At 59.0% G+C, this 25539-nt stretch carries 20 protein-coding genes, 4 tRNA genes and 1 riboswitch; of the genes, 18 read left to right on the forward strand and 6 right to left on the reverse strand.

Annotation, left to right across the window (positions count from 1 at the left end):
• The first annotated feature begins 164 nt into the window (after positions 1-164).
• A complete protein-coding gene (locus tag ACYZT4_RS00605) occupies positions 165-1145 on the forward strand; it encodes a GlxA family transcriptional regulator (protein ID WP_461984433.1) in 981 nt (326 codons plus the stop codon).
• 1 nt (position 1146) lies between these two features.
• On the opposite strand, the gene ACYZT4_RS00610 is transcribed toward ACYZT4_RS00605, so the two are convergent.
• The gene (locus ACYZT4_RS00610; protein WP_461984435.1) at positions 1147-5838 is read right to left on the reverse strand and encodes a dermonecrotic toxin domain-containing protein; all 4692 of its coding nucleotides are present in this window, start codon (positions 5836-5838) and stop codon (positions 1147-1149) included.
• 287 nt (positions 5839-6125) lie between these two features.
• Here ACYZT4_RS00610 and ACYZT4_RS00615 point away from each other — a divergent pair, with 287 nt between their 5' ends.
• The 7 genes from ACYZT4_RS00615 to astE all read left to right on the forward strand — a co-directional run bounded on the left by ACYZT4_RS00615 (position 6126) and on the right by astE (position 13990).
• The gene (locus ACYZT4_RS00615; RefSeq protein ID WP_461984436.1) at positions 6126-7346 is read left to right on the forward strand and encodes an aspartate aminotransferase family protein; all 1221 of its coding nucleotides are present in this window, start codon (positions 6126-6128) and stop codon (positions 7344-7346) included.
• A 220-nt stretch (positions 7347-7566) separates the two neighbouring features.
• Positions 7567-8586: an arginine/ornithine succinyltransferase subunit alpha gene (aruF, locus tag ACYZT4_RS00620; protein ID WP_461984438.1), complete on the forward strand. Its 1020-nt coding sequence runs from the start codon at positions 7567-7569 to the stop codon at positions 8584-8586.
• 71 nt (positions 8587-8657) lie between these two features.
• The gene (gene astA / locus ACYZT4_RS00625) at positions 8658-9683 is read left to right on the forward strand and encodes an arginine N-succinyltransferase (protein WP_461984439.1); all 1026 of its coding nucleotides are present in this window, start codon (positions 8658-8660) and stop codon (positions 9681-9683) included.
• On the forward strand, positions 9683-11149 hold the full coding sequence (gene astD / locus ACYZT4_RS00630; RefSeq protein WP_461984441.1) for a succinylglutamate-semialdehyde dehydrogenase: 1467 nt from the start codon (positions 9683-9685) through the stop codon (positions 11147-11149). Before astA ends, astD begins: the two co-directional genes overlap by 1 nt.
• Positions 11150-11312: 163 nt before the next feature.
• A complete protein-coding gene (astB, locus tag ACYZT4_RS00635) occupies positions 11313-12659 on the forward strand; it encodes an N-succinylarginine dihydrolase (protein WP_461984442.1) in 1347 nt (448 codons plus the stop codon).
• A 20-nt stretch (positions 12660-12679) separates the two neighbouring features.
• On the forward strand, positions 12680-12967 hold the full coding sequence (locus ACYZT4_RS00640) for a topoisomerase II (RefSeq protein WP_461984443.1): 288 nt from the start codon (positions 12680-12682) through the stop codon (positions 12965-12967).
• Positions 12968-12979: 12 nt separating this feature from the next.
• The gene (gene astE, locus ACYZT4_RS00645; protein ID WP_461984444.1) at positions 12980-13990 is read left to right on the forward strand and encodes a succinylglutamate desuccinylase; all 1011 of its coding nucleotides are present in this window, start codon (positions 12980-12982) and stop codon (positions 13988-13990) included.
• Positions 13991-14055: 65 nt separating this feature from the next.
• Here astE and ACYZT4_RS00650 read toward each other — a convergent pair whose 3' ends face one another.
• A complete protein-coding gene (locus ACYZT4_RS00650; protein WP_461984446.1) occupies positions 14056-14565 on the reverse strand; it encodes a 6,7-dimethyl-8-ribityllumazine synthase in 510 nt (169 codons plus the stop codon).
• Positions 14566-14667: 102 nt separating this feature from the next.
• Positions 14668-14839, reverse strand: a riboswitch (FMN riboswitch).
• Positions 14840-15036: 197 nt separating this feature from the next.
• Between ACYZT4_RS00650 and ltaE the strand changes: the two genes are divergently transcribed.
• From ltaE to ACYZT4_RS00685, 7 genes are all read left to right on the forward strand, one after another.
• Positions 15037-16041 (forward strand): low-specificity L-threonine aldolase, encoded by a 1005-nt coding sequence (ltaE, locus tag ACYZT4_RS00655; protein ID WP_461984448.1) that lies wholly within the window; start codon positions 15037-15039, stop codon positions 16039-16041.
• A 146-nt stretch (positions 16042-16187) separates the two neighbouring features.
• On the forward strand, positions 16188-18806 hold the full coding sequence (gene alaS, locus ACYZT4_RS00660) for an alanine--tRNA ligase (RefSeq protein WP_461984450.1): 2619 nt from the start codon (positions 16188-16190) through the stop codon (positions 18804-18806).
• 91 nt (positions 18807-18897) lie between these two features.
• A complete protein-coding gene (locus tag ACYZT4_RS00665; RefSeq protein ID WP_461984451.1) occupies positions 18898-20139 on the forward strand; it encodes an aspartate kinase in 1242 nt (413 codons plus the stop codon).
• A 187-nt stretch (positions 20140-20326) separates the two neighbouring features.
• Positions 20327-20515 (forward strand): carbon storage regulator CsrA, encoded by a 189-nt coding sequence (csrA, locus tag ACYZT4_RS00670; protein ID WP_002554426.1) that lies wholly within the window; start codon positions 20327-20329, stop codon positions 20513-20515.
• Positions 20516-20577: 62 nt separating this feature from the next.
• Positions 20578-20668, forward strand: a tRNA-Ser gene (locus tag ACYZT4_RS00675).
• Between the two features lie 108 nt (positions 20669-20776).
• Positions 20777-20853, forward strand: a tRNA-Arg gene (locus tag ACYZT4_RS00680).
• A gap of 71 nt (positions 20854-20924) precedes the next feature.
• Positions 20925-21001 (forward strand) — tRNA-Arg (locus ACYZT4_RS00685).
• Between the two features lie 19 nt (positions 21002-21020).
• On the opposite strand, the gene ACYZT4_RS00690 is transcribed toward ACYZT4_RS00685, so the two are convergent.
• Positions 21021-21539, reverse strand: coding sequence for a cell envelope protein SmpA (locus ACYZT4_RS00690; RefSeq protein WP_461984452.1), 519 nt, complete (start codon positions 21537-21539; stop codon positions 21021-21023).
• Between the two features lie 319 nt (positions 21540-21858).
• Here ACYZT4_RS00690 and mgtE point away from each other — a divergent pair, with 319 nt between their 5' ends.
• Positions 21859-23301: a magnesium transporter gene (gene mgtE / locus ACYZT4_RS00695; RefSeq protein WP_461984454.1), complete on the forward strand. Its 1443-nt coding sequence runs from the start codon at positions 21859-21861 to the stop codon at positions 23299-23301.
• Between the two features lie 99 nt (positions 23302-23400).
• Here the strand turns inward: mgtE and ACYZT4_RS00700 are convergent, their stop codons facing one another.
• A complete protein-coding gene (locus ACYZT4_RS00700; RefSeq protein WP_461984456.1) occupies positions 23401-23727 on the reverse strand; it encodes an Arc family DNA-binding protein in 327 nt (108 codons plus the stop codon).
• A 386-nt stretch (positions 23728-24113) separates the two neighbouring features.
• On the opposite strand from ACYZT4_RS00700, the gene phnN reads away from it, so the two are divergent.
• Complete coding sequence (gene phnN / locus ACYZT4_RS00705; RefSeq protein ID WP_461984457.1) at positions 24114-24686, forward strand: phosphonate metabolism protein/1,5-bisphosphokinase (PRPP-forming) PhnN; 573 nt, start codon at positions 24114-24116, stop codon at positions 24684-24686.
• Here the strand turns inward: phnN and ACYZT4_RS00710 are convergent.
• Both ACYZT4_RS00710 and ACYZT4_RS00715 read right to left on the reverse strand, forming a co-directional pair.
• The gene (locus tag ACYZT4_RS00710; protein ID WP_461984459.1) at positions 24661-24840 is read right to left on the reverse strand and encodes a PA3371 family protein; all 180 of its coding nucleotides are present in this window, start codon (positions 24838-24840) and stop codon (positions 24661-24663) included. The genes phnN and ACYZT4_RS00710 overlap by 26 nt on opposite strands.
• Before the next feature lie 22 nt (positions 24841-24862).
• The gene (locus tag ACYZT4_RS00715) at positions 24863-25096 is read right to left on the reverse strand and encodes a hypothetical protein (protein WP_461984461.1); all 234 of its coding nucleotides are present in this window, start codon (positions 25094-25096) and stop codon (positions 24863-24865) included.
• Positions 25097-25454: 358 nt separating this feature from the next.
• On the opposite strand from ACYZT4_RS00715, the gene ACYZT4_RS00720 reads away from it, so the two are divergent.
• A tRNA-Arg gene (locus ACYZT4_RS00720) sits at positions 25455-25531 on the forward strand.
• Positions 25532-25539: the final 8 nt, after the last annotated feature.

The following is a 25539-nucleotide window of genomic DNA, read 5'->3' on the forward strand; positions in this document are numbered from 1 at the left end:
AACACTGTAGGAGCCGGCTTGCCGGCGATGGCGATTTCAAAGACGCCATCGCCGGCAAGCCGGGCTCCTACAGGAGATCGTTGTTGGTTTGAGATGTGCGTTCATTTACGGGCTAGCATTGGCCCATGCCTTCATCACCGTTCTTCGCTTCGGATCACCCGCCCATGACTGCCCATCGAATTGGTTTCCTGATTTGGCCCAGCACTAAAGCACTGACGCTTGCGCTGGCTGAGGAGGCCTTGCGTGTTGCCCAGCGTGTGCATCCGGACGTGGTCTACGAACTGTCGTTCTTGCAGGCCGAACCGCAGACCGAAGGCGCCTGGCAATTGCCCGGTGAACCTTGGGCCGGCAAGCTCGAAAATTTCCAGAAACTGTTCCTGCTCGCCGACGAACCGCCGACTTCGCTTGCGCCGGCGCTCAGCAGCTCGCTGAAGCAAATGGTGCGTGCCGGTTGTGTGATCGGCGGTTTGTCCGCTGGTGTGTATCCGTTGGCGCAACTCGGTTTGCTCGATGGTTATCGCGCCGCTGTGCACTGGCGCTGGCAGGATGATTTCACCGAACGCTTCCCGAAGGTCATCGCCACCAGCCATCTGTTCGACTGGGATCGCGATCGTCTGACGGCGTGCGGCGGCCTGTCGGTTCTCGACTTGCTGTTGGCCGTGCTGGCCCGTGATCACGGCGCCGAACTCGCGGGCGCCGTGTCCGAGGAATTGGTGGTCGAGCGCATCCGCGAAGGTGGCGAGCGCCAACGCATTCCACTGCAAAACCGCTTGGGCTCCAGCCATCCGAAGCTGACCCAAGCGGTGCTGTTGATGGAAGCCAACATCGAAGAACCGCTGACCACCGACGAAATCGCCCAGCATGTGTGCGTGTCCCGCCGGCAACTGGAGCGGATTTTCAAGCAATACCTCAACCGTGTACCAAGCCAGTATTACCTGGAGCTGCGCCTGAACAAGGCCCGGCAGATGTTGATGCAAACCAGCAAGTCGATCATCCAGATCGGCCTGTCGTGCGGCTTCTCGTCGGGGCCACATTTTTCCAGCGCCTACCGCAACTTCTTTGGCGCCACGCCGCGGGAAGATCGCAACCAGCGGCGCAGCAGCAGCCCCTTCGAATTGTCGTCGGTGCCGTCCGAGCGAGGCTGATTCAAGCCTCGATCTCGGACCCTTCAGACGTCGAGATATCCATTTCTCCCTGGTTGATCACTTCTTCGACTCCGAAATCCACGCGGGTTCTTTCGAAATAGTTGATCAGCCGTCCCAGGCTTTCCGCTGAAAACGAGTTGCCGCGCAAGGTGATGTTTTCCGCCGTTTCCACGGGCAGTTCCATCAGGTCGCTGGGTATTTCAGTGATAGCGTTCATGCTCAAGTCTGCCCAGTCCAGCTCCTCCAGATGAAGCAGCCCGGGCGGGATGTCGGTGATTCCGGTGTTGTTGAGCAGAACGGTCGACAGGTTCGGCATTTGCCGCACATCAGGCGTATGACCCAGCGGGTTGTTGCCCAGATCGAGGTAGTCGAGATGCTCCATGCTGGCCAATGCGTTTGCAGATTCCGCTGACAAGCTGATGCGGCACTGGGGCATTGACAGTGAGCGCAGTTGACCCATTTTGAACACGGCGTCAGGCATGTTGCCCAGATGACAGTCGCGCAAACGCAAGGTTTGCAGCTTGGGGAATGACTCCAGGAACCGTCCGATTCGCGTCGCACCTTCTACACTTTGCAGCTCCAGCGTGGACACATGGCCGAAGTCGGCATTGAGGGCGGGCAGCTCTCCATTGATCGTTTCAGTGATGAGCAGCTCAAACGTTGGCTCAAGCAAATCGTTGAAATCATCCAGTTCAGACTCATGCCGCCAGCAACGCTCCAGCGCTTGCTTGAACTCATCACGGTTGGCGTGCTCGGTAGCCAGTTGCTCGACCGTGAACGGTTGACCTGAAAGCGGATGCAGCGCCGGCACGTCCGCTGTCCAAGCGGCGAGGTCGTTGCTCAATTGTGCGAGTTCTGTTTCCAGCTTCGCCAGTTCGACGCGCCCCTCGGCCATCGTGCCGGGCAATTCGTAGACAAAGTCGCTCGCCTGGTCGAATCCCAGGTGTGGATACAGCGCATTGACGCGATGGATGTCTGCTTCGGGCGCCATGACATCCATATCGTAAGAAGTCTCGAAGTAAAACTGCTTGATCAGGTTGCGTGCCTGTTCGTCCAGAGGGTTGTCCGCCAGATGCACACCGCGCTTTTCATACACCGGGCTCTCGAACAATTCGGCCGGCAACTCGCTGATGGTGTTGTTCATCAACAAGAGTGTGTTGAGACGAGTGCTCTGCAGGGCGCCGTCGGGGATACCGGTCAATCCGGTTTCGCTCAGGTCCAGATGAGTGAGTTGGGGCATTGAATCAATCTGCGGCACGCCATCGATTGGATTTTTGAAGAGATCGAGCACCCTCAGTTTCTTTATCGATGACAGCTTTGCCCAGGCGACAGCATCAATCCTGATTGCGCACTCGCTGAGCACCAACGCCTCAAGATCGGCCATTTGCCCGATAGCTTCTGGCAGCGAATTCAGGGAGAAGCGGCGTAACTCCAATCGGTGAAGTCCGGTGAATTGCGCCAGAAAGCCGGGTACACCTTGCGTCCCGTGATGTCCTTCAAGTGCCAGCAGCGAGACGTGGCTGAAGTCCGCCGTCAGTTTTGGCAGATCTCCCGAAATGGGTTCCGCGAACCGCAGTACATAACGTTCGGCGCCGTCTGGCACATCGAAGTCACGGTCGGACTGACGTCGCCAACTGCGCTGAATTTCCTGCGCCAGCAACCGGCGATTATTTCGTGTGGCCTGTAAATCCAGGTCGTTGAGCGCATGCCCGGTGTCGTGGTGGCCTGTGGGAGTATTGTTGACCCAACGCTCCAAATCTCCATGCAATCGCTCCAGTTCACGGCCCAGCCGCGACAGTTCTGTTCGCGGACCATCCGGGTGACGTTGCAGATCGGCGACGATGACGCCCAATTCCTCCGCTGACAGGCTGGGATAAACCTCGCGAACCCGGTCATTTAATGTCGGCGTCTGCGCATGACTTCGGCGGTAGCCTTCAGTGCCACCGGGTAAGCGCATGGTTGTCGGGTCGTAAAAGGGTTTGCGATGGGGATTTTTGGCGAACAGCGTGCGCAACGCTGGCTGATTGATCGCCTGTTCGGCTAAGCGCTTCTCGAGCCCTCCGCTGTCCCGTGCAGTAAACCCCAGCGCCGTGCGCTCCATCTCAGGCAATGCCTCAAACAAAGCGTGATAGAAATCGGTCGCTGGCTCGGTTTCTCCATACACCTGATAAGTGCCGTCATCGGCGTGCACCAGAGTCTTGAGGAGCGGCGCGTCAGTCTCTCCAATGCTGTCGCGCACTGACCCGGTTTCGGAAAACTCCCTGACTTCAATTCGCAAACGGGCCGGCCAGCCGGGCATCGATTCGAGGCTGTGCAACGCCAGTCGGTGAGTGTCCGCTGTGTCCATGCCGTCGAGAAAGAACCCTTCATAAGCCCGGGCGACGCGTACCGCTTCCATGGCTTTGACGGCCACGTCTTTCAGGCGTTGTGGAATGCGCCCGCTGTGCAGTTGCATCAGCTCGCTGCCGGAAGCGTTGTCCACCAGTTCTTGCGCGATGTCGGTGGGCAAGCCTCGGACTTCGCCCTGCAACAGCAGGACTTGGCGATCCTCGGTTTTTTCCAGTTCGCGGTAACGCGATTCGAACAACGACAGGCGCTGGTTCAGCGCTTGATAGTGATCGGGGTGGCCGGGCTGTTTAGTCAGCGCCTGGATGTCGCGGTCGAGGGTGTAGCGCTTGATCGTGTCGGTCAGTAACGAAGGCGGGCGCTGATTCTCGACATGGATTTCGCGCACTACATTGTCGTGGAAGCCGCTGATGCGCAGGATTTGCTCGCGCTCGGCGCCGCTGAACGATTCGACACTGTGACCGAGCCGACGCATCACCGTGTCCCGGTCCCACGTCAGCGGTTGATCCAGCGCGGTTTGCCAGGCGCCATGCTGGTTGTGTCGCAGTGACGGCCGGTAGGCGTCGGCGCGCTGTGGATGCTCAATCTGGAAACGGCCGGTGTCGCTATCGGGCTTGACGGCATACAACCGGTCTTCCAGACGCAGCAAGGTTTTGCCCGCCTGTTGATACAGGCCGCGCTGATCGGGTTTAGCCGATGTCGGCAAATCGACCGGCTGCTCGTAAGGCGCGAGATCGGCTTTCCAGTAACGGGTTTTACCCGTCTCGGTTTCGACCGGTTTCAGCGGAGAAAACAGTGCCACCGCATCGCTGGACATCAAACGGCTGAACGCACCAGCCGCCAAGGCGCCGCCCACCGCGAAGGTGCCGAGTTGCACCACCGATTCAATGAGCGTCATCACGTGCCCGAAGGCTTCGGTCTTGAGGTCTTCGGCCCAGTCGATAATGCCTTCGAACGTTTCGTCGAGGACCTGATAGGCCATGTAGGCGAGCATGGCTTCGCCCAGAAATGGCACAAAGGGCAGGGCGACAAACGCTGCGACTTCAAGAATCGTGGTTGCGACTTTAGTGAAGGCATCCCACCGCGCCCAGCGCGCCGCGCGGTCGGCGCTGGCGGTGGAAACGGCCAAAGTGCGGGCGTCATTGAGGATCTTGTTCACTTGCCTTTGGTAGAGGTGGGTCCACAAATCGCTGTCGATCGGCGTCACCGAAAACTGCAGGTTGGGCTTGTAGATCGGCGTGTCGCGCCAACTGGGCAGTGGATCGCCGTAGGGGCGCTCATGCCAGATGACGCTGCTCAAGCGCCGGGACAGATCGGCAAAAAATTGCCCACGCTCCTGATGATCGACAAAGCGGCTGAAGAACGCCTGGTAAGCGGGAGCGCGCAGCTTGCGGGTCAGGTCGTTGATGAATGCCAGCGAGTCGGGATAGTGTTTGAGCGGATGTTCCGGATCATCGGGAATGTAGGCAATGATCGGCACAGCCTGGCGCGAGCGTTTGAGGTTGGGCGCAAAAATCACAATGCCGGTCAATGACGAGGACATGATGTTCAGCTCATGCCCGTACAGCAGTCGATCATCCCGCCGCACGCCTTCGCGAAAATCCAGCAACAAGTCTGTCGGCAAATCTCCCCGCATGTCGGCCTGTTCCAACGCCACTCGAAGGGCGGCTTTTTGCGTGTCGATGACGCTGGATTTCAGCACCGCGCTGCTCACTGGATCGGTGAACCCGAGGAAATCTTTCAGGTAAGCCTCGTATTGGCCGCCGATATCCAGTTCTCGACACAGTTGGGTGAAATCCTGAATGGAGAGGCGACGCTTGATCGCGGGCAGCGTTTCGAACTGTCCGTTGGGGGAGGGCTGGGTGATGAACGTCGAAGCGGACTCGTACGCGTCCGCATCGGTTTCCGCATCCTGAAAGTTGTGAAGGGCGGCATCGAGCAACGACACCGTCCAGGTGCGCGCGGCGCCCGAGTTGATCCCAAACCATGGGATGCGCTGTGGGATATACAGACGCAGGAAAGTGGTCTTGACGTCCAGGTCGAGGTCAAAACGGGATTTCAATGCCACCGTGAGGCGTGATTCGGCGAAGTCCCGGGCGTTTTGCAATCTGGACAGCCTCGCTTCCAGACGATTGCGCAGGGTCCAGTGTTCCTCGCTGACCCTTTTCAGCGACTGGTGCTGCTGGCGGGTAGCGGTGGCGTGCCAGTCAGGAAATTGTAGCCGCACACCTTTCACCGCCGCGCGCGTCGCGGGCGAGGCTTTCAACAGCCAGTCGGGCACGTTATTGAACGCGTGATGAAAATGCGCGTCCGGCGGGTCGGTTGGCTCCAGTTGTTGCTGATTCATTGCGCTAATCCGTTAGCGAGGGTTCGGAACCCAAGCAAAACAAACGATGGAGCACAGCGTGCGGTACATATTTACCGCACCGCTCGACAGACGCGCCTATAAACTGCGCCGCCGGTTTAAACTGCGCCTTTGCGACCCTATATGTCGCATTGCCGTAAACCCGATAAAAACCTGGGTTTGCGCTATAAGAAGTTGTCGCTTGGCGGCAAGGCCGAGCTGAAAACTGTCCTTACAATCCTCACCAAGCTCGCCAGTTTCAGGCGAGTGTTCCTCTTCAGGAGACTCCGATGTCCGTTGAGCACGCTGCGGTAGAACGCGCCGATTTCGACCAGGTAATGGTTCCCAACTATGCGCCTGCCGCTTTCATCCCTGTGCGTGGTGCCGGTTCCCGCGTTTGGGACCAGTCTGGCCGCGAGCTGATCGACTTCGCCGGCGGGATTGCCGTCAACGTATTGGGCCACGCGCACCCGGCGCTGGTCGGTGCCTTGACCGAACAGGCGAACAAGCTGTGGCACGTGTCCAACGTGTTCACCAACGAGCCGGCCTTGCGCCTGGCGCACAAGCTGATCGATGCGACCTTTGCCGAGCGTGTGTTCTTCTGCAACTCCGGCGCCGAAGCCAACGAGGCCGCTTTCAAGCTGGCCCGTCGTGTCGCGTTTGACCGGTTCGGCAGCGAGAAGTACGAAATCATCGCCGCGCTCAACAGCTTCCACGGACGTACGTTGTTCACGGTGAACGTCGGTGGCCAGTCGAAGTATTCCGACGGCTTTGGTCCGAAAATCACCGGTATCACCCACGTACCGTACAACGACCTGGCGGCATTGAAAGCCGCCGTTTCCGACAAGACCTGCGCAGTCGTGCTGGAGCCGATCCAGGGCGAGGGCGGTGTGTTGCCGGCCGAACTGGCTTACCTGCAAGGCGCCCGTGAGCTGTGCAACGAGCACAATGCGCTGCTGGTGTTCGACGAAGTGCAAACCGGCATGGGCCGCAGCGGCAAGCTGTTCGCCTACCAGCATTACGGCGTGACGCCGGACATCCTGACCAGCGCCAAGAGCCTGGGCGGCGGTTTCCCGATCGCCGCGATGTTGACCACTGAAGAGCTGGCCAAGCATCTGGTCGTCGGCACCCACGGCACCACTTACGGCGGCAACCCGCTGGCGTGCGCGGTCGCCGAAGCGGTGATCGACGTGATCAACACCCCCGAAGTGCTGGCCGGCGTCAATGCCAAGCACGACAAGTTCAAGGCCCGCCTTGAGCAGATCGGCGAGAAGTACGGCCTGTTCACTCAGGTGCGCGGCCTGGGCCTGTTGATCGGTTGCGTGCTGAGCGATGCCTGGAAAGGCAAGGCGAAGGACATTTTCAACGCCGCCGAGCGTGAAGGCCTGATGATTCTGCAAGCCGGCCCGGACGTGGTGCGTTTCGCCCCGAGCCTGGTGGTCGAAGACGCGGACATCGACGCCGGCCTGGACCGTTTCGAGCGCGCCGCAGCGAAACTGACGCAAGCCTGATAGACCCTTCGACGCCTGACTTTTCAGGCGTCGAACAAATTTTTATGCCGGACTGGATCAAATGTGGGAGCGGGCTTGCTCGCGAAAACGGTGGATCAGACAGCAACAATGTCGACTGATGCACCGTTTTCGCGAGCAAGCCCGCTCCCACATTGGTCCGCGTGTCAGCAATGACTGCCCGGCTTATTTTCCTCAAAGAATATGAGAAAGGAGTGACACCATGCTGGTGATGCGCCCCGCGCAAATGGCTGATCTGGGCGAGGTACAGCGTCTGGCTGCGGACAGCCCGATTGGTGTCACTTCCTTGCCGGATGACGTTGAACGCCTGAGCGACAAGATCGCCGCGAGCGAAGCCTCGTTTGCCGCCGAAGTCAGTTTCAACGGTGAAGAAAGCTACTTCTTCGTCCTCGAAGATTCCGCCACCGGCAAACTGGTCGGCTGCTCGGCCATCGTCGCCTCGGCCGGTTATTCCGAGCCGTTCTACAGCTTCCGCAATGAAACCTTCGTCCACGCTTCCCGCGAGCTGAAGATTCATAACAAGATTCACGTGCTCTCCCAGTGCCACGACCTGACCGGCAATAGCTTGCTGACCAGTTTCTACGTGCAGCGCGAGCTGGTGGGTTCGCCCTGGGCCGAGCTCAACTCCCGTGGTCGCTTGCTGTTTGTGGCGAGCCATCCCGAGCGTTTTGCCGATTCCGTGGTGACCGAGATCGTCGGTTACAGCGATGAAAATGGCGACTCGCCGTTCTGGGACGCCATCGGTCGCAACTTCTTCGACCTCAACTACGCTGAAGCCGAGCGTTTGTGCGGGCTGAAGAGCCGCACGTTCCTCGCCGAGCTGATGCCGCACTATCCGATCTACGTGCCGTTGCTGCCGGACACCGCGCAAGAAGCGATGGGCCAGGTGCACCCGCGGGCGCAGATCACCTTCGACATCCTGATGCGCGAAGGCTTCGAGACCGATCACTACATCGACATTTTTGACGGCGGCCCGACCCTGCATGCCCGCGTTTCGGGGATCCGTTCGATCGCCCAGAGCCGCGTGGTGCCGGTGAAAATCGGCGAGCCGGTCAAAGGCGTCGGTCGTCAGTACCTGGTGGCCAACGCCCAGTTGCAGGATTACCGCGCCGTGTTGCTCGAGCTCGATTACGCGCCGGGCAAACCCGTGACCCTGGATCTGGAAACAGCCGAAGCCCTGGGCGTCGGTGAAGGTGCGAGCGTGCGCCTGGTGGCGGTTTAACGCCTGCTTGTCAAACTGCTAAGCAGCAAGTGTTTCGCGGGTGGCGCAAGCGGCCCGTTTGAGGAGATAGCATGATCGTTCGTCCCGTACGCAGCAGCGATTTACCCGCTCTGATCGACCTGGCCCGCAGCACCGGCACCGGCCTGACCACTTTGCCGGCCAACGAAGAGCGTCTGGCCCATCGGGTCGGCTGGGCCGAGAAGACTTTTCGCGGCGAAGCCGGGCGCGGCGATGCGGACTACTTGTTCGTGCTCGAAGATGACGACGGCCGCGTGGTGGGTATTTCCGCGATCGCCGGCGCCGTCGGCCTGCGAGAGCCTTGGTACAACTTCCGGGTCGGCCTGACGGTCAGCGCCTCGCAAGAGTTGAACATCTACCGGGAAATCCCGACGCTGTTCCTCGCCAACGACTTGACCGGCAATTCCGAGCTGTGCTCGTTGTTCCTGCACGCCGACTACCGCAACGGCCTCAATGGCCGCATGCTGGCCAAGGCGCGCATGCTGTTCATCGCCGAGTTCCCGCAGTTGTTCGGCAACAAGATCATCGCCGAAATGCGCGGTGTGTCCGACGAAGCCGGGCGCTCGCCGTTCTGGGAAAGCCTGGGCCGGCACTTCTTCAAGATGGAATTCAGCCAGGCCGATTACCTGACCGGCGTGGGCAACAAGGCGTTCATCGCCGAACTGATGCCGAAATTCCCGCTGTACACCTGTTTCCTGTCGCCGGATGCGCGCAACGTGATCGGTCAGGTTCACCCTGACACCGAGCCGGCGCTGTCGATGCTGAAAAGTGAAGGTTTCAGCTATCAGGGTTACGTCGACATTTTCGACGCCGGCCCGGCGGTGGAGTGCGAAACCGGCAAAATCCGCGCGGTCCGTGACAGCCAGGCACTGATCCTCGCCGTGGGCACGCCGGGCGATGACGCCACGCCGTTCCTGATTCACAACCGCAAGCGCGAAGACTGCCGGATCACTGCCGCGCCAGCACGCTTCGCCGCCGGCACGCTGGTGGTCGATCAGCAGACGGCCAAACGTCTTCAACTCAACGCCGGCGACCAAGTGCGCGCCGTACCGTTGTCCGTTGCCCGGGAGTCGAAGTAATGAATTCGCTATACATTGCAGGTGAATGGCTGGCCGGTCAGGGCGAAGCGTTCCAGTCGCTGAACCCGGTGACTCAGCAAGTGCTGTGGACCGGCGAGGGTGCCACGGCCGCTCAGGTCGAGTCCGCCGTGCAAGCCGCGCGTCAGGCTTTCCCGAACTGGGCCCGTCGGACCCTGGATGAGCGCATCACGGTGCTGGAGGCGTTTGCCGCCGCGCTGAAAAACCACGCTGACGAACTCGCACGCTGCATCGGTGAAGAAACCGGTAAGCCGCTGTGGGAATCGGCGACTGAAGTCACCAGCATGATCAACAAGATTGCGATCTCGGTGCAGAGCTACCGCGAACGCACCGGCGAGAAGAGCGGCCCATTGGGTGACGCCACCGCCGTCTTGCGCCACAAGCCGCATGGCGTGGTCGCGGTGTTCGGTCCTTACAATTTCCCGGGTCACTTGCCTAACGGCCACATCGTGCCGGCACTGCTGGCCGGTAACAGCGTGCTGTTCAAGCCAAGTGAACTGACGCCTAAAGTCGCCGAGCTGACGGTCAAGTGCTGGATCGAAGCAGGCCTGCCGGCAGGCGTGTTGAACCTGCTGCAAGGCGCTCGCGAAACCGGGATCGCCCTGGCGGCGAATCCGGGCATTGACGGCCTGTTCTTCACCGGTTCGAGCCGCACCGGCAATCATCTGCATCAGCAGTTTGCCGGACGTCCGGACAAGATTCTGGCGTTGGAGATGGGCGGTAACAACCCGCTGGTCGTCGACGAAGTGGCGGACCTTGACGCTGCCGTTTACACCATCATTCAGTCCGCGTTCATTTCCGCCGGTCAGCGTTGCACTTGTGCACGCCGCTTGCTGGTGCCGCAGGGCGTGTGGGGCGACACGTTGCTGGCGCGGCTGGTGGCGGTCAGCTCGACGATTGAAGTCGGCGCATTCGATCAGCAACCGGCGCCGTTCATGGGCTCGGTGATTTCCCTCGGAGCGGCGAAAGCACTGATGGACGCCCAGGAACATCTGCTGGCCAATGGCGCGGTGGCGCTGCTGGACATGACTCAGCCGCAGGCGCAAGCCGCGTTGCTGACCCCGGGCATCCTGGACGTGACTGCTGTTGCGGATCGTCCGGACGAAGAGCTGTTCGGTCCGTTGCTGCAAGTGATCCGCTACGCTGATTTTGAAGCGGCGATCGCTGAAGCCAACGACACCGACTATGGCTTGGCGGCCGGTTTGCTGTCGGATTCCGAAGCGCGTTATCAGCAGTTCTGGCTGGAAAGCCGCGCCGGGATCGTCAACTGGAACAAACAGCTGACCGGCGCCGCGAGCAGCGCACCGTTCGGCGGCGTCGGTGCCTCGGGCAACCACCGCGCCAGCGCCTACTACGCTGCGGATTATTGCGCGTACCCGGTGGCGTCGCTGGAAACACCGAGCCTGGTGTTGCCAGCAGCACTCACGCCCGGCGTGAAGATGGCGTGACGCCCAATCGCGAGCAGGCTAACTCCCACAGGATTTGTGTCTTACATAAAATGTGTGAACACCCTCGAACCTGTAGGAGTGAGCCTGCTCGCGATGGCCGCGACACGGTCTTACTGAATAGTTACTGAAGCCTATAACAACAGATTCTCGTGGAGCCTCGCTGATGAAATCCTATGAAGTCAATTTTGACGGTCTAGTGGGGCCGACCCATAACTACGGCGGCCTGTCCTACGGCAACGTCGCGTCCCAGAGCAACAGCCAGCAATCTTCGAACCCGAAGGAAGCCGCGCTGCAAGGTCTGGCGAAAATGAAAGCGCTGATGGAAATGGGCTTCCAGCAAGGCGTGCTCGCCCCACAAGAACGCCCGGACGTCGCGGCCCTGCGTCGCTTGGGCTTCGGCGGCACTGATGCGCAAGTGATTGAGCGCGCCGCCAAAGACGCGATGCCACTGCTGGTTGCCAGTTGCTCGGCGTCAAGCATGTGGGTGGCCAACGCCGCCACCGTCAGCCCGAGCGCCGACACCGCCGACGGCCGTGTGCACTTCACCGCCGCCAACCTCAACTGCAAATACCACCGCAGCATCGAACACCCGACCACCAGCCGCGTGCTGGGTGCGATGTTCGCCGACCAGAAACACTTCGCCCATCACGCCGCGTTGCCGGCCGTGGCGCAGTTCGGTGACGAAGGTGCGGCCAACCACACGCGTTTTTGCCGTGAGTACGGTGAAGCCGGCGTCGAGTTTTTCGTCTTCGGTCGCAGCGCCTTCGATAATCGCTACCCGGCCCCGCAGAAATACCCGGCGCGCCAGACCCTCGAAGCCTCGCAAGCTGTTGCGCGTCTGCATGGCTTGAGCGATGACGGCGTGGTCTACGCCCAGCAGAATCCATCGGTGATCGATCAGGGTGTGTTTCACAACGACGTGATCGCGGTGGGTAACGGCGAGGTGTTGTTCTATCACGAGGACGCGTTCCTCGACACCGAGCAGATGCTGGTCGAGTTGCACGGCAAACTCGCCAAGGTCGGCGGGAATTTCCAGTCGGTCTGCGTGCCGCGTTCCGCGGTCACCGTGGAAGACGCGGTGCGTTCCTACTTGTTCAACAGCCAATTGCTGTCGCGTCCTGACGGCTCGATGCTGTTGATCGTGCCGGAAGAATGCCGTGGCAACGAACGTGTCTGGCAGTACCTGCAAGGTTTGACCAGCTCCGGTGGATTGATCCGCGAAGTCAAAGTCTTCGATCTCAAGCAAAGTATGCAGAACGGCGGTGGCCCGGCGTGCCTGCGCTTGCGAGTGGCGCTGAACGAAACCGAACTGGCGGCCGTCAACCCAGGGGTTATCATGACTGCACCGTTGTACGGCACGTTGACCGAATGGGTCGACAAGCACTATCGCGACCGCATGGCCGAAACCGACCTCGCGGACCCGCAATTGCTGCTTGAGTGCCGGACGGCACTGGATGAACTGACGCAAATCCTTAAACTGGGCGCGGTTTATCCATTCCAGATCAATTGAACGTCGAGAGCGTAAAAGATATGAGCGATACCCTGCAGCTGATCCTTGAAGACACCGACGGCACGCAACTGGAAACTTCCTGCACCCGCGTCGCGGTCATTTGGCAAGGCAAAGAGCTGTGGATTCAGCATGACGGCCGCGGCCAGTTGCTGATCGGCGTGGACGTTGAAGAAGGTGACGCGGAGTACGCCAACCTGCTGCTGCGCCCGTTGGCGACTAATCTGGTCAGTCTGCAACTGGAAATGGAACCGGCTGAAGTCGGTGACGAAGACCACGAGCACGGCCCGGATTGCAATCACGACCACTAAGGAAACCGCTCTATGCTCGCGCTCGGCAAACTGCTTGAACTGACCCTCGCCGGCCGTGAACCGGCGGAGAAGACTCAACTGACTGTCGAAGGCGTGCGGATGCGCTGGTTGAGCGAAGGTGCGCTGGAAGTCCGGCCACCGCAAGCGCGAGACAATGGCCTGGACCTGCTGCTGTCGGCGGGAGTCCATGGCAACGAAACGGCGCCGATCGAGTTGCTCGATCGCCTGCTGCATGACATCGCTCGCGGCGACGTGAAGCCGCGGGCACGCATTCTGTTCCTGTTCGGCAATCCGGAAGCGATTCGCAAGGGCGAGCGTTTCATCGAGCAGGACGTCAATCGGCTGTTCAACGGCCGTCACGAGCAAACCAGCGGTTCAGAAGCCTTGCGCGCCTGCGAACTGGAGCGGCTGGCTGCGAGTTTCTTCAGCCTGCCAGATCGTTCACGTCTGCATTACGACCTGCACACCGCGATTCGCGGCTCGAAAATCGAGCAGTTTGCCCTGTACCCGTGGAAGGAAGATCGTCAGCATTCACGTCTGGAACTGGCGCGCCTGCGGGCTGCGGGAATGCAAGCGGTGTTGCTGCAGAACAAACCGTCGATCGTTTTCAGCTCGTACACCTACGACAAGCTCGGTGCCGAGTCTTTCACCCTGGAACTGGGCAAGGCGCGGCCGTTCGGGCAAAACGACGGGGTCAATGTCGGTCTGCTGGAAACTCGCCTGAAACAGATCATCGAAGGCAACGAGCCTGCGCTGAATGACGCATCGCTGGACGGTTTGCAGTTGTTCAGCGTGGCGCGGGAAATTATCAAGCACAGCGACAGCTTCCGCCTGAACCTGCCGGCGGACATCGAGAATTTTTCGGAACTGGAAGTGGGTTACCTGCTGGCCGAAGACATCGCGCAGACGCGCTGGATCATCGAGGAGGAGGGCGCTCGCATCATCTTCCCCAACCCGAAGGTCAAGAACGGCCTGCGCGCCGGCATCCTGATCGTCCCGGCCACCGAACAAAACCTGGCCTGATCCGGACTCGAATCCAGCCGAAATCCCTGTGGGAGCGGGCAAGCCCGCTCCCACAGGGTTGTGGACTAGACCGCTACCGCGCGCGGCTCACTGCGGCGCAGCGCACGGATTTTGTGCAGTGTATCCGCACAGGTCTTCGCCGCTTCCTGACCTTTGTGCATAAAGTGGTCAAAGAAGAACTTCTGATGTTCTTCGCCTGCGTGGAAGTGGTGCGGGGTCAAGGACACCGAGAACACCGGCACTTCAGTTTCCAGTTGAACCTGCATCAGGCCGCTGACCACCGACTGGGCGACGAAATCGTGCCGGTAAATCCCGCCGTCCACAACCAGGGCTGCCGCCACAATACCGGCATAACGGCCGGTCTTGGCCAGCAACTTGGCATGCAACGGCATTTCAAACGCACCGCCGACTTCGAAGAAGTCGATGTCCGATTCCTGATAACCCTGGGCAATCATTTCGGTGACGAAGCCTTTACGGCTTTGGTCGACGATTTCCTTGTGCCAGCAGGCCTGGATGAACGCAACGCGCTCGCCGTGATGGTTTTTGCTTTTGCTGTCGATTGCGGTGGGTTGCATGTTCTGACTCCTGTTTATGGTTAAAACAGGGCATATGAATCGAATGGGATTTAAGGGTGCGCACGCTCGCACGAATGCCTGCGGACGGCCCTTTGGCGCCAATCCCGTTCTCTCTTCATCCGGACTATGACCGTCGGCCCCGGGATCACACCGGGTCTGCTGACCTTGCCGCCTGACACAACCAAAGCTGCGTCTGTCGCCAAGCGCTCGCGGGCTATGCGCATTGCGCGCAATTACCGCCGGTGGGGAGTTGCACCCCGCCCTGAGAACGTTTTGCCGGCAGATTGTCTGGCGGCGCAGCGTTTTTAACACATATTTTCGGGATGCGCATTCATGCTTTTTGATGATTGCTATCGGGTTTTTCGTTACCTCGATAAGCCTTTTCCTCCCCCGAGGGTTGATTATTCGTCTACATGACCGCAGTAATTCCCTCCTGAAAGGGATTTTCCCCTGCTTAACGAGGCTGGATTCATGAGCGTTATCGATCTTCGCAGCGACACCGTCACCCAACCGACCGCCGGGATGCTCGACGCGATGGCCCGCGCGGCCACTGGTGACGACGTGTATGGCGAAGATCCGACGGTCAATCGTCTGGAAGCCGAGCTGGCGCAACGGTTGGGATTTGCCGCGGCGTTGTTCGTGCCGACGGGCACCATGAGCAATCTGCTGGGCTTGATGGCGCACTGCGAGCGCGGCGACGAATACATCGTTGGCCAACAGGCGCACACCTACAAGTACGAGGGCGGCGGCGCGGCAGTGCTCGGTTCGATCCAGCCGCAACCCCTGGAAGTCCAGGCCGATGGCTCGTTGGACCTGGCCCACGTAGCGGCGGCGGTCAAGCCGGACGACTTCCATTTCGCCCGTACCCGCCTGCTGGCGCTGGAAAACACGATGCAGGGCAAGGTGCTGCCACTTGAGTATCTGGCCCGGGCCCGCAGCTTTAGCCGCGAGCACGGGTTGCAGCTGCACCTCGACGGCGCGCGCCTGTACAACGCAGCGGTAAAACTGGGGGTTGATGCCCGTGAGATCACCCAGCATTTCGATTCAGTTTCGGTCTGCCTGTCCAAAGGTCTGGGCGCGCCAATCGGTTCCGTCTTGTGCGGTTCCGTCGAGCTGATCGGCAAGGCGCGACGCCTGCGCAAGATGGTCGGCGGTGGCATGCGCCAGGCCGGGATTCTGGCGGCGGCGGGGCTGTATGCGCTGGATCACAACGTTCAGCGCCTGGCCGACGACCATGCCAATGCGCAATTTCTCGCGGAAGGTCTTCGTCACGCCGGTTACGACGTCGAGCCGGTGCAGACCAACATGGTCTACGTGCAGATCGGCGACCGGGCCGAAGCGATCAAGGCCTTTGCCGCAGAGCGCGGGATCACGCTCAGCGCCGCCGGTCGCCTTAGAATGGTCACGCACATGGACGTCAGCCGCGCGCAAGTAGAGCAAGTCATCGCGACATTCGTCGAGTTTTCGCGGCACTGACCGCGTTAGCCGTCCAATTGAGCGCTTCTATCGTATAAACACGCTGTACCCCGCGCGCAGGGCCGATATAATGCGGCCCTTTGCCGTCGCTTCGTCTGTTGACGTTTCGCACAGGCCTTTGGCCGCAGCCTCCGTGGAAGAACCTAATGAAAAGCGCAGAAATCCGTGAAGCCTTCCTTCGCTTCTTCGAAGAGCAAGGCCACACCCGTGTAGCCTCCAGCTCTTTGATTCCGGGCAACGACCCAACCCTGCTGTTCACTAACGCGGGGATGAACCAGTTCAAGGACTGCTTCCTGGGCCAGGAAAAACGTGCGTACACCCGCGCAACAAGCAGCCAGAAGTGCGTGCGTGCCGGTGGCAAGAACAGCGATCTGGAAAACGTCGGTTATACCGCTCGTCACCACACTTTTTTCGAAATGCTGGGTAACTTCAGCTTCGGTGACTATTTCAAGCACGACGCGATCACCTACGCCTGGACCTTCCTGACCGGTGTCCTGAAACTGCCCAAGGAAAAACTCTGGGTAACGGTCTATGCCTCGGATGACGAGGCTTACGACATATGGACCCAGCAGATCGGTGTGCCGGCCGAGCGCATGATCCGTATTGGCGACAACAAAGGCGCGCCGTACGCGTCCGACAACTTCTGGACCATGGGCGATACCGGCCCGTGCGGCCCTTGCACCGAGATTTTCTACGATCACGGCGACCACATCTGGGGCGGCCCGCCGGGCTCGCCGGAAGAAGACGGCGACCGTTACATCGAGATCTGGAACAACGTGTTCATGCAGTTCAACCGCACCGCCGACGGCGTGTTGCATCCGCTGCCAGCGCCGTCGGTCGACACTGGCATGGGCCTGGAGCGGATCAGTGCGGTGATGCAGCACGTTCACTCCAACTATGAAATCGACCTGTTCAAGAACCTGCTGAGCGCGTCCGCCTCGGCCATTGGCTGCAGCAATGACGACCAATCTTCGCTCAAGGTGGTGTCCGACCACATTCGTTCGTGCGGTTTCCTGATCGCCGACGGTGTGTTGCCGTCCAACGAAGGCCGCGGTTACGTGCTGCGCCGGATCATTCGTCGCGCCTGTCGTCACGGCAACAAACTGGGCGCGACCGGTAGCTTCTTCTACAAAATCGTCGCGGCGCTGGTCGCCGAGATGGGCGAAGCGTTCCCGGAGTTGAAGAAACAGCAGTCCAACATCGAGCGCGTACTCAAGGCTGAAGAAGAGCAGTTCTCCAAGACCCTGGAGCACGGCCTGAAAATTCTCGAGCAGGATCTGCTGGAACTCAAAGGCACCGTGGTGCCCGGCGACGTGGTGTTCAAACTGTACGACACCTACGGTTTCCCGATGGACCTTACCGCCGACATCGCCCGCGAGCGCAGCCTGACCGTCGACGAAGCCGGCTTTGAACGCGAAATGGAAGCCCAGCGCGTCCGTGCCCGTTCGGCCAGCTCGTTCGGTCTGGACTACAACACGCTGGTCAAGGTTGATGTGGCCACCGAGTTTACCGGTTACAAGGCCACCAGCGGTTCGGCCAAGGTTGTCGCTCTCTATAAAGAAGGGCAATCGGTCGATGTGCTCAGTGAAGGCGATGAGGGTGTAGTCGTTCTCGATCAGACCCCGTTCTACGCTGAATCCGGCGGCCAGATCGGCGACTGTGGTTATCTGCAATCGAGTAACGGCCGTTTCGATGTGCGCGACACCACCAAGACCGGCGGCGCGTTCCTGCACCACGGTGTGCTGGCGTTGGGCAGCCTGACCGTTGGCTCGCCAGTGGAAACTCACGTTGAAGCTGACGTGCGTCACGCGACAGCGCTGAACCACTCGGCCACGCACTTGCTGCACGCCGCGTTGCGTAACGTGTTGGGTGAGCACGTTCAGCAGAAAGGCTCGTTGGTCGACAGTCAGCGCCTGCGCTTCGACTTCAGTCACTTCGAAGCCATCAAGCCTGAACAGCTGAAAGCGCTGGAAGACATCGTCAACGCCGAGATTCGCAAGAACTCGCCGGTTGAAACCGAAGAAACCGACATCGAGACCGCCAAGAGCAAAGGCGCCATGGCGCTGTTCGGCGAGAAGTACGGCGACAACGTGCGCGTGCTGAGCATGGGCGGTGATTTCTCCGTCGAGTTGTGTGGCGGCATTCACGCCAACCGCACCGGCGACATCGGCCTGCTGAAAATCATCAGCGAAGGCGGTGTGGCGTCGGGTGTGCGCCGTATCGAGGCAGTCACCGGTGCTGCGGCGCTGGCCTACTTGAACGCTGCCGAAGAACAACTCAAGGAAGCGGCCAACCTGGTCAAGGGCAGCCGCGACAACCTGATCGACAAGCTGTCGGCTGTGCTGGAGCGCAACCGCCTGCTGGAGAAGCAACTCGAGCAGTTGCAAGCCAAGGCTGCCAGTGCGGCGGGCGACGATCTGTCGGCCACTGCACTGGACGTCAAAGGCGTGAAAGTGCTGGCCGTGCGTCTGGACGGTCAGGACGGCAAGGCGCTGTTGGCGCTGGTCGATCAACTGAAAAACAAACTCGGCCGCGCAGTGATCCTGCTCGGCAGTGTCCATGAGGAAAAGGTCGTTCTGGTTGCAGGCGTAACCAAAGACCTGACTGGCCAACTCAAAGCCGGTGATTTGATGAAGCAAGCCGCTGCGGCAGTGGGCGGGAAGGGCGGTGGTCGTCCAGACATGGCGCAGGGCGGTGGCACTGACGCTGGCGCACTGGATGCCGCATTGGCCCTGACCGTTCCGTTTGTAGAGCAGGGTTTATAAGGCCGCGTGCCCGGCTCGACGTCTAGTGGCGGGCCGGAACGCTGTTTGAGTGATAATTTGGGCGCCCTTCATGGGCAGAGGCGGCTTTGAAATGGCTTTGATCGTACAGAAATTTGGAGGCACCTCGGTCGGCACTGTCGAGAGAATCGAGCAGGTCGCCGACAAGGTTAAGAAATTCCGCGATGCCGGCGATGACCTGGTGGTTGTGCTGTCTGCAATGAGCGGCGAAACCAACCGTCTGATCGATCTGGCCAAGCAAATCAGTGGCAACGAGCAACCGGTTCCCCGCGAACTGGATGTGATCGTTTCCACCGGTGAGCAGGTGACGATTGCATTGTTGGCCATGGCGCTGATCAAGCGCGGCGTGCCAGCGGTGTCCTACACCGGCAACCAGGTGCGGATTCTCACGGACAGCGCGCACAATAAAGCGCGTATCTTGCAGATTGATGACCAGAAGATTCGCGGTGATCTGAAAGCAGGTCGCGTGGTGGTTGTCGCCGGTTTCCAGGGCGTCGACGAGCACGGCAACATCACCACCCTCGGTCGTGGCGGCTCCGACACCACCGGCGTGGCGCTGGCGGCAGCCTTGAAGGCTGACGAATGCCAGATCTACACCGACGTCGACGGTGTCTACACCACCGATCCGCGTGTGGTGTCCGTGGCTCAGCGCCTGGACAAGATTACCTTCGAAGAGATGCTGGAAATGGCCAGCCTCGGTTCCAAGGTGTTGCAGATCCGTGCGGTTGAATTCGCCGGCAAGTACAACGTTCCGCTGCGCGTTCTGCACAGCTTCAAGGAGGGTCCGGGCACCCTCATTACTATTGATGAAGAGGAAACCATGGAACAGCCGATCATTTCCGGCATCGCTTTCAACCGCGATGAAGCCAAGCTGACCATCCGTGGCGTGCCAGACACCCCGGGCGTTGCGTTCAAGATTCTTGGCCCGATCAGCGCCGCGAACATCGAAGTCGACATGATCGTGCAGAACGTTGCGCACGATAACACCACCGACTTCACCTTCACCGTACATCGTAATGACTTCCAGGCCGCACAAAGCGTGCTGGAAAACACCGCTCGCGAGATCGGTGCCCGTGAAGTGGTTGGCGACATCAAGATCGCCAAGGTCTCGATCGTCGGCGTTGGCATGCGCTCCCACGCAGGCGTGGCCAGTCGCATGTTCGAATCCCTGGCGAAAGAAAGCATCAACATCCAGATGATCTCGACCTCGGAAATCAAAGTCTCTGTGGTGATCGAAGAGAAGTACCTTGAGCTGGCTGTGCGCGCTCTGCACACAGCTTTCGAACTGGACGCACCGGCCCGAACGGGAGAGTGATGCGTTAGCCGAAGGGCGCGGTCTGACCGCGCCCTTTTGTTTTTTTGAATGGCGCGGCCCGAAGCTGTTCTTTTGCCCGCGCTGGTCAATACTCAGGCATGTAGGATTACGACCATTCAGGTTGTAGGCCGAATGCCTTTTTTTTGCAGACTGTTGTCCCTGAAATGAAATGCGTGAGGAGAAAGGTATGCTGATTCTGACTCGTCGGTGCGCAGAAAGCCTGATTATTGGTGATGGCGAAATCACCGTGACCGTGCTCGGCGTTAAAGGAAATCAAGTGCGTATCGGTGTCAACGCCCCGAAAGAGGTTGCGGTCCACCGTGAGGAAATTTACCTGCGTATAAAGAAAGAGAAGGACGAAGAACCAAGCCATTAATTTTTATCGTTTTTTATGTTTGCAAACGGGGAAGAAGCTGGTTAATATACGCCCCGTGTTGCGGAGAGCTGGCCGAGTGGCCGAAGGCGCTCCCCTGCTAAGGGAGTACACCTCAAAAGGGTGTCGGGGGTTCGAATCCCCCGTTCTCCGCCATTATTTGCGTAGTACGTTGTAATCTGGCTTCTTCGGTAAGTTGTTGAAATTACTAGAAAAAAGCGCTTTACAAAAAGGTTCGACGGCCTATAATGCGCGGCAACAAATGCACTCGTAGCTCAGCTGGATAGAGTACTCGGCTACGAACCGAGCGGTCACAGGTTCGAATCCTGTCGAGTGCACCATTTAAGGGTTGTTTGCAGTAATGTGAATGGCTTGGCTTCAACCAGTTGTGATCTGGTATAAAACCACAAATGCACTCGTAGCTCAGCTGGATAGAGTACTCGGCTACGAACCGAGCGGTCACAGGTTCGAATCCTGTCGAGTGCACCAAACACCAAAAAGCCCGCGTTTAACGCGGGCTTTTTGCCGTCCGGGATTTGGATTTTTCCCGGGTGCATCCTTTCTCATCGAACTCGACCTGTGCGCTGCGGCCTCGCTTCAAGTCGTATCGGAAGCTCGTGGCTGAATTTCGCACCGTGATCTTGTCGGGTTTGCCCAGCGCGCTTTCGACGTCCGCCTGACTCATGCCGGCAACAACCCGTTGATTGATGATTGCTTCCCGGCGCTCCCTCGCGCTTATCAGATTTCCGCATTTGTCTTCGGTCTGCCCGACGACGGTAGCTTCCCTCCTGATGTTTTTCATACCTGATGTTTCGCGCCGTTCCGCTTCCGGCATGACCGCTACGATGCTGCCGGGAGTAAAGGTGCGCACCTCCTGTAGCGAAAGGCTGTCGCCGGTCCCACAGCTCAGCGTGGTGAAGGTCACGTGCCCGTTGGCGGCCTCGCAGCGGTGGACGGTCGCGGCCACTGCATCGAGGGGCAGGCAGAGCAGCGCGATCAGTAAAAAACAATGTGCATTCAATAGCATCAAACGTCCTCCATGACGGTCTGACTGAAGGGTAGCCGGTGCATTCTTCTGTGCCGGTGTGTTTTCTTTTCAGAATGAGTCGTCGCATTTGAAGGATCAGGACGGCGCTCAGGTTTGTCTCGCAAGCGCTTGTTTCAGGCGAGATTTTTTAACGTTTAAAACCTTCGGGCGGTGTATCATTGCGCCCGTCAGCCCCGCCGGGGCTTGTGGAATACCTCCATGGACTTACCCAGTAGTAATTCAGTAAACCGTTTTTCCAATCATGAATTGACTGATTGATCCTTCCGGCGTGCCCCGCTGCTGGGAGTGGAGTTCGCCTATGTCTGAAGTTGAAGTAAAGAAAACGCAAGAAAGCCTGCAAGACCGCCTCGCTCAAGTCGTTGAGCTGTTGCAGCGGCAGCGGGTGGTCGAAGATTTGACTCACCGCCAGGAAGGCCCGCATCACGATCGGGTCGAGAACCTGGTTCACCGGCAGAACCTTGTCGAGCTGCAACGCAAGCTCGATGACCTGCACTCCGCTGACGTTGCCTACATCCTTGAAGCGTTGCCGCTGGACGATCGGCTGACGCTCTGGCAGTTGGTCAAAGCTGATCGCGACGGCGACATCCTCCTGGAAGTATCCGACTCGGTTCGTGAAACCCTGATCGCCGACATGGACGATCACGAGCTCCTGGCCGCGGCCAAGGACATGGACGCCGACGAACTGGCTGACCTGGCCTCCGAACTGCCGCGAGACGTCGTCCACGAGCTGATGGAGACCCTCGACGGTCAACAGCGTGAGCGCGTTCGCTCCGCGTTGTCCTACGACGAGGAGCAGGTCGGTGCCCTGATGGACTTCGAGATGGTGACGATCCGTGAAGACGTCAGTCTCGAAGTGGTTTTGCGCTACCTACGTCGGCTCAAGGAACTGCCGGGCCACACTGACAAACTGTTCGTGGTCGATTACGACGGCGTGCTTAAAGGCGTGTTGCCGATCAAGCGCTTGCTGGTCAACGATCCGGACAAACAAGTAGCGGAAGTCATGGCCAGCGATCCGGTGAGTTTTCACCCGGACGAAGACGCCTACGACGCGGCCCAGGCGTTCGAACGTTACGACTTGATCTCCGCGCCCGTGGTGGACAAGAACGGCAAGCTGATCGGCCGTCTGACCATCGATGAAATGGTCGACCTGATTCGTGAAGAGAGCGAAAACGAAGTTCTCAACATGGCGGGTCTGCGGGAAGAAGAGGATATTTTCGCCTCGGTCTGGAAATCTCTGCGCAACCGTTGGGCATGGCTGGCGGTCAACCTGATTACTGCGTTTATTGCTTCTCGCGTGATCGGGTTGTTCGAAGGCTCAATCGAGAAACTGGTGGCGCTGGCGGCATTGATGCCGATCGTGGCGGGTATCGGTGGCAACTCAGGTAACCAGACCATCACCATGATCGTTCGGGCCATGGCCCTGGACCAGGTGAGTACCGGTAATACGTCACGCCTTATGCGCAAGGAACTGGCTGTAGGTCTGATCAACGGCCTGGTGTGGGGCGGCGTGATCGGCGTTGTCGCCTATATGCTGTATGGCAGCTGGTCGCTGGGTGTGGTGATGACCGCCGCCATGACGCTCAACCTGCTGCTGGCAGCATTGATGGGGGTGTTGATTCCTATGACCTTGGCGAAAATGGGCCGCGACCCGGCGATGGGCGCCAGCGTGATGATCACGGCGATGACCGACAGCGGCGGATTTTTTATCTTCCTCGGCTTGGCGACGATCTTCCTGCTCTGACGCCAGACAATCAAAACCTGCCAATCGGCGGGTTTTTTTGCGCTCGAATTTCAGGCAAAAAAAAGCCAGCGATTATGCTGGCTTGAGCTTTCGGATGAATCAAGTTGCGTCTGCGGCCAATTCTGCGTCGTGGGCAATCAACGAAACAAGGGCGTTTTGCTGACGATGTGACAGTTGGCGGAAGCGTTGCAGTAATTCCCTTTCGTGCAGTGACAGCTCCGGACTGTCCAGGCGCATGCTCAGTTCCTCGCCCAGTGCGCCTTCCTGAATAAGACTCTGCTCAAGACGCGCGATGATTTCGGAGTTCATGCTGCGATGATGATTGCGAGCCACCTCGGCAATGCGTTCACGCATTCCGTCTGGCAGACGTACGACGAACTTGTCAGCCGTACGGCTGGAATAAATTGCCTGTTTCAATGGGCGCATATATTTAACCGGTTAGTTCAGGGGAGCGGTTCTCGGGATTGGCCGCACGATGTCTGATAGGACAAGGACTCCGGCCAAATGTTCAACCTGAATTGATAGAGGCTCGCATCATGCCTCAAAGTAGCCAGTTCGTTGGCGTCAATTCTGTGACAAATATTGAACTGGATACCGGCGTTATGCCAGCACCAATTGTCAGAAATGCGGACTGGTATGAAAAATGTTCCGTTGTCCGTACTGCTGTCCGCGTCCGGTTGCCCGACAGGTGATGTCCGAGGACGCCTGAAGGTGCATGCTGTGCGAATTCGATCACGATTCCTTAGGTATACAGGATAGTGGCAAATTGCCGATTTACTAGTGGCAACTACGATACAGAGGGCTTTTTCAGGATGGATGGCAGACTGATTTACTTGATGGGTCCGTCTGGATCCGGCAAGGACAGTCTCATCGAGGCGGCTCGAGAGCCTTTGCAGACTCAACGCTGCGAAGTGGTGCGTCGGGTCATTACCCGGTCGGCCGAATCCGTGGGGGAGGACGCTATCGGTGTTTCGCGGGAGGAATTCGCGCGCCGTAAAGCCATGGGGGACTTTGCACTGTACTGGAATGCCAATGGCCTGGACTACGGTATTCCGGTTTCGATCGATCGATCGCTCAAGGGCGGTCGCGATGTCCTGGTCAACGGCTCCCGAGGTCACCTGGCTCAGGCGCTGGAGCATTATCCGGCGCTGCTTCCGATTCTGTTGACGGTCAACGAAAACGTGCTGCGCGAGCGATTGCTGCGGCGAGGGCGGGAGACGATTGAAGAGATTGAAGCGAGATTGCGTAGAAATCAGCTGTTCACGGCTGATCATTCAAACAGTGAGACCGACATATACCGACTCGACAACTCCGGCGACCTTGCTGCCACCGTTGGCAATCTGTTGAGCCTGCTGCGAATTAGCGCAAGACCGGGTCGAACTTGATCCGGCGGCCAGCCACCAGCGCCAGCACAAACATCGCGCTGAACACACCGCAGGCGATCAGCAGCAGAGGAGCATCCGAGTCCTTAACTAGTGACAAATGAAGAATCCCGCTCAACAGGGCAAGGACAAACAATCCTGCGGCTGATTTGGACATGATGTGCTCCTGAAGGGATGGTTCAAAATACCAGGCGTTGCGAAGACTGCGCAGGCATCGAAATATTGTCCTGGCTCACTTCCTGACCGATAAAGACGCGTTGGTCGCTCAACACTGCCAATTGCGGCGCGCGCTGTACTTGCAGGTAATGAGGCATGCGCTGGGCGACCGGCTCGGCGCCGCTCTCGGGGGCGAAATGAGAGCCCAGCAAAACCGCCAGAGCGATTGCATTCGAGAGTAAAAGGGCGCTATTCATGAGACCGGCCTCCGCTGTTCTTCGAAAACATTCTTCGAACACATGCTTCGAAAACATTCTTCGAACACATGCTTCGAGAACATTCTTTGAGAAAAGCTAAAGCAGCGGACGTGCCAAGAGTCTAACGCCTATTAAATCCTTTAAAAACAACAAATTAAGATAATCATTGGGAGTGCGGTCATTGCAAATTGCAATGATGGCTTTATGCGCTGATGCAATTTGCACGGTAAACAAATCCCGCGCTGCTGAAGGGCGCTTGCCTACACTCAAAAAGCCCTACGGACGACATGACAAACGCAGGCCTGCCCGTTAACATGCACGCCGTCCTTCGCCGCGCGATTTTCCGCGCGCGACCTGTGTCTCAGTAGCTCAATTGGATAGAGCATCCCCCTCCTAAGGGGAAGGCTGGCAGTTCGAACCTGCCCTGGGACACCAATAATTTC

The sequence above is a fragment of the Pseudomonas sp. GB2N2 genome (assembly GCF_054897705.1).

Bases quoted from the DNA above. Each gene is read 5' to 3' on its own strand.
- aruF (WP_461984438.1), top strand. From the start codon at position 7,567: ATGCTGGTGATGCGCCCCGCGCAAATGGCTGATCTGGGCGAGGTACAG.
- ACYZT4_RS00610 (WP_461984435.1), bottom strand. From the start codon at position 5,838: ATGAATCAGCAACAACTGGAGCCAACCGACCCGCCGGACGCGCATTTT.
- ACYZT4_RS00665 (WP_461984451.1), top strand. From the start codon at position 18,898: ATGGCTTTGATCGTACAGAAATTTGGAGGCACCTCGGTCGGCACTGTC.
- ltaE (WP_461984448.1), top strand. From the start codon at position 15,037: ATGAGCGTTATCGATCTTCGCAGCGACACCGTCACCCAACCGACCGCC.
- phnN (WP_461984457.1), top strand. From the start codon at position 24,114: ATGGATGGCAGACTGATTTACTTGATGGGTCCGTCTGGATCCGGCAAG.
- ACYZT4_RS00710 (WP_461984459.1), bottom strand. From the start codon at position 24,840: ATGTCCAAATCAGCCGCAGGATTGTTTGTCCTTGCCCTGTTGAGCGGG.
- ACYZT4_RS00640 (WP_461984443.1), top strand. From the start codon at position 12,680: ATGAGCGATACCCTGCAGCTGATCCTTGAAGACACCGACGGCACGCAA.
- astB (WP_461984442.1), top strand. From the start codon at position 11,313: ATGAAATCCTATGAAGTCAATTTTGACGGTCTAGTGGGGCCGACCCAT.
- ACYZT4_RS00650 (WP_461984446.1), bottom strand. From the start codon at position 14,565: ATGCAACCCACCGCAATCGACAGCAAAAGCAAAAACCATCACGGCGAG.
- astD (WP_461984441.1), top strand. From the start codon at position 9,683: ATGAATTCGCTATACATTGCAGGTGAATGGCTGGCCGGTCAGGGCGAA.
- astA (WP_461984439.1), top strand. From the start codon at position 8,658: ATGATCGTTCGTCCCGTACGCAGCAGCGATTTACCCGCTCTGATCGAC.
- ACYZT4_RS00605 (WP_461984433.1), top strand. From the start codon at position 165: ATGACTGCCCATCGAATTGGTTTCCTGATTTGGCCCAGCACTAAAGCA.
- ACYZT4_RS00715 (WP_461984461.1), bottom strand. From the start codon at position 25,096: ATGAATAGCGCCCTTTTACTCTCGAATGCAATCGCTCTGGCGGTTTTG.
- ACYZT4_RS00700 (WP_461984456.1), bottom strand. From the start codon at position 23,727: ATGCGCCCATTGAAACAGGCAATTTATTCCAGCCGTACGGCTGACAAG.
- astE (WP_461984444.1), top strand. From the start codon at position 12,980: ATGCTCGCGCTCGGCAAACTGCTTGAACTGACCCTCGCCGGCCGTGAA.
- ACYZT4_RS00690 (WP_461984452.1), bottom strand. From the start codon at position 21,539: ATGCTATTGAATGCACATTGTTTTTTACTGATCGCGCTGCTCTGCCTG.
- csrA (WP_002554426.1), top strand. From the start codon at position 20,327: ATGCTGATTCTGACTCGTCGGTGCGCAGAAAGCCTGATTATTGGTGAT.
- alaS (WP_461984450.1), top strand. From the start codon at position 16,188: ATGAAAAGCGCAGAAATCCGTGAAGCCTTCCTTCGCTTCTTCGAAGAG.
- ACYZT4_RS00615 (WP_461984436.1), top strand. From the start codon at position 6,126: ATGTCCGTTGAGCACGCTGCGGTAGAACGCGCCGATTTCGACCAGGTA.
- mgtE (WP_461984454.1), top strand. From the start codon at position 21,859: ATGTCTGAAGTTGAAGTAAAGAAAACGCAAGAAAGCCTGCAAGACCGC.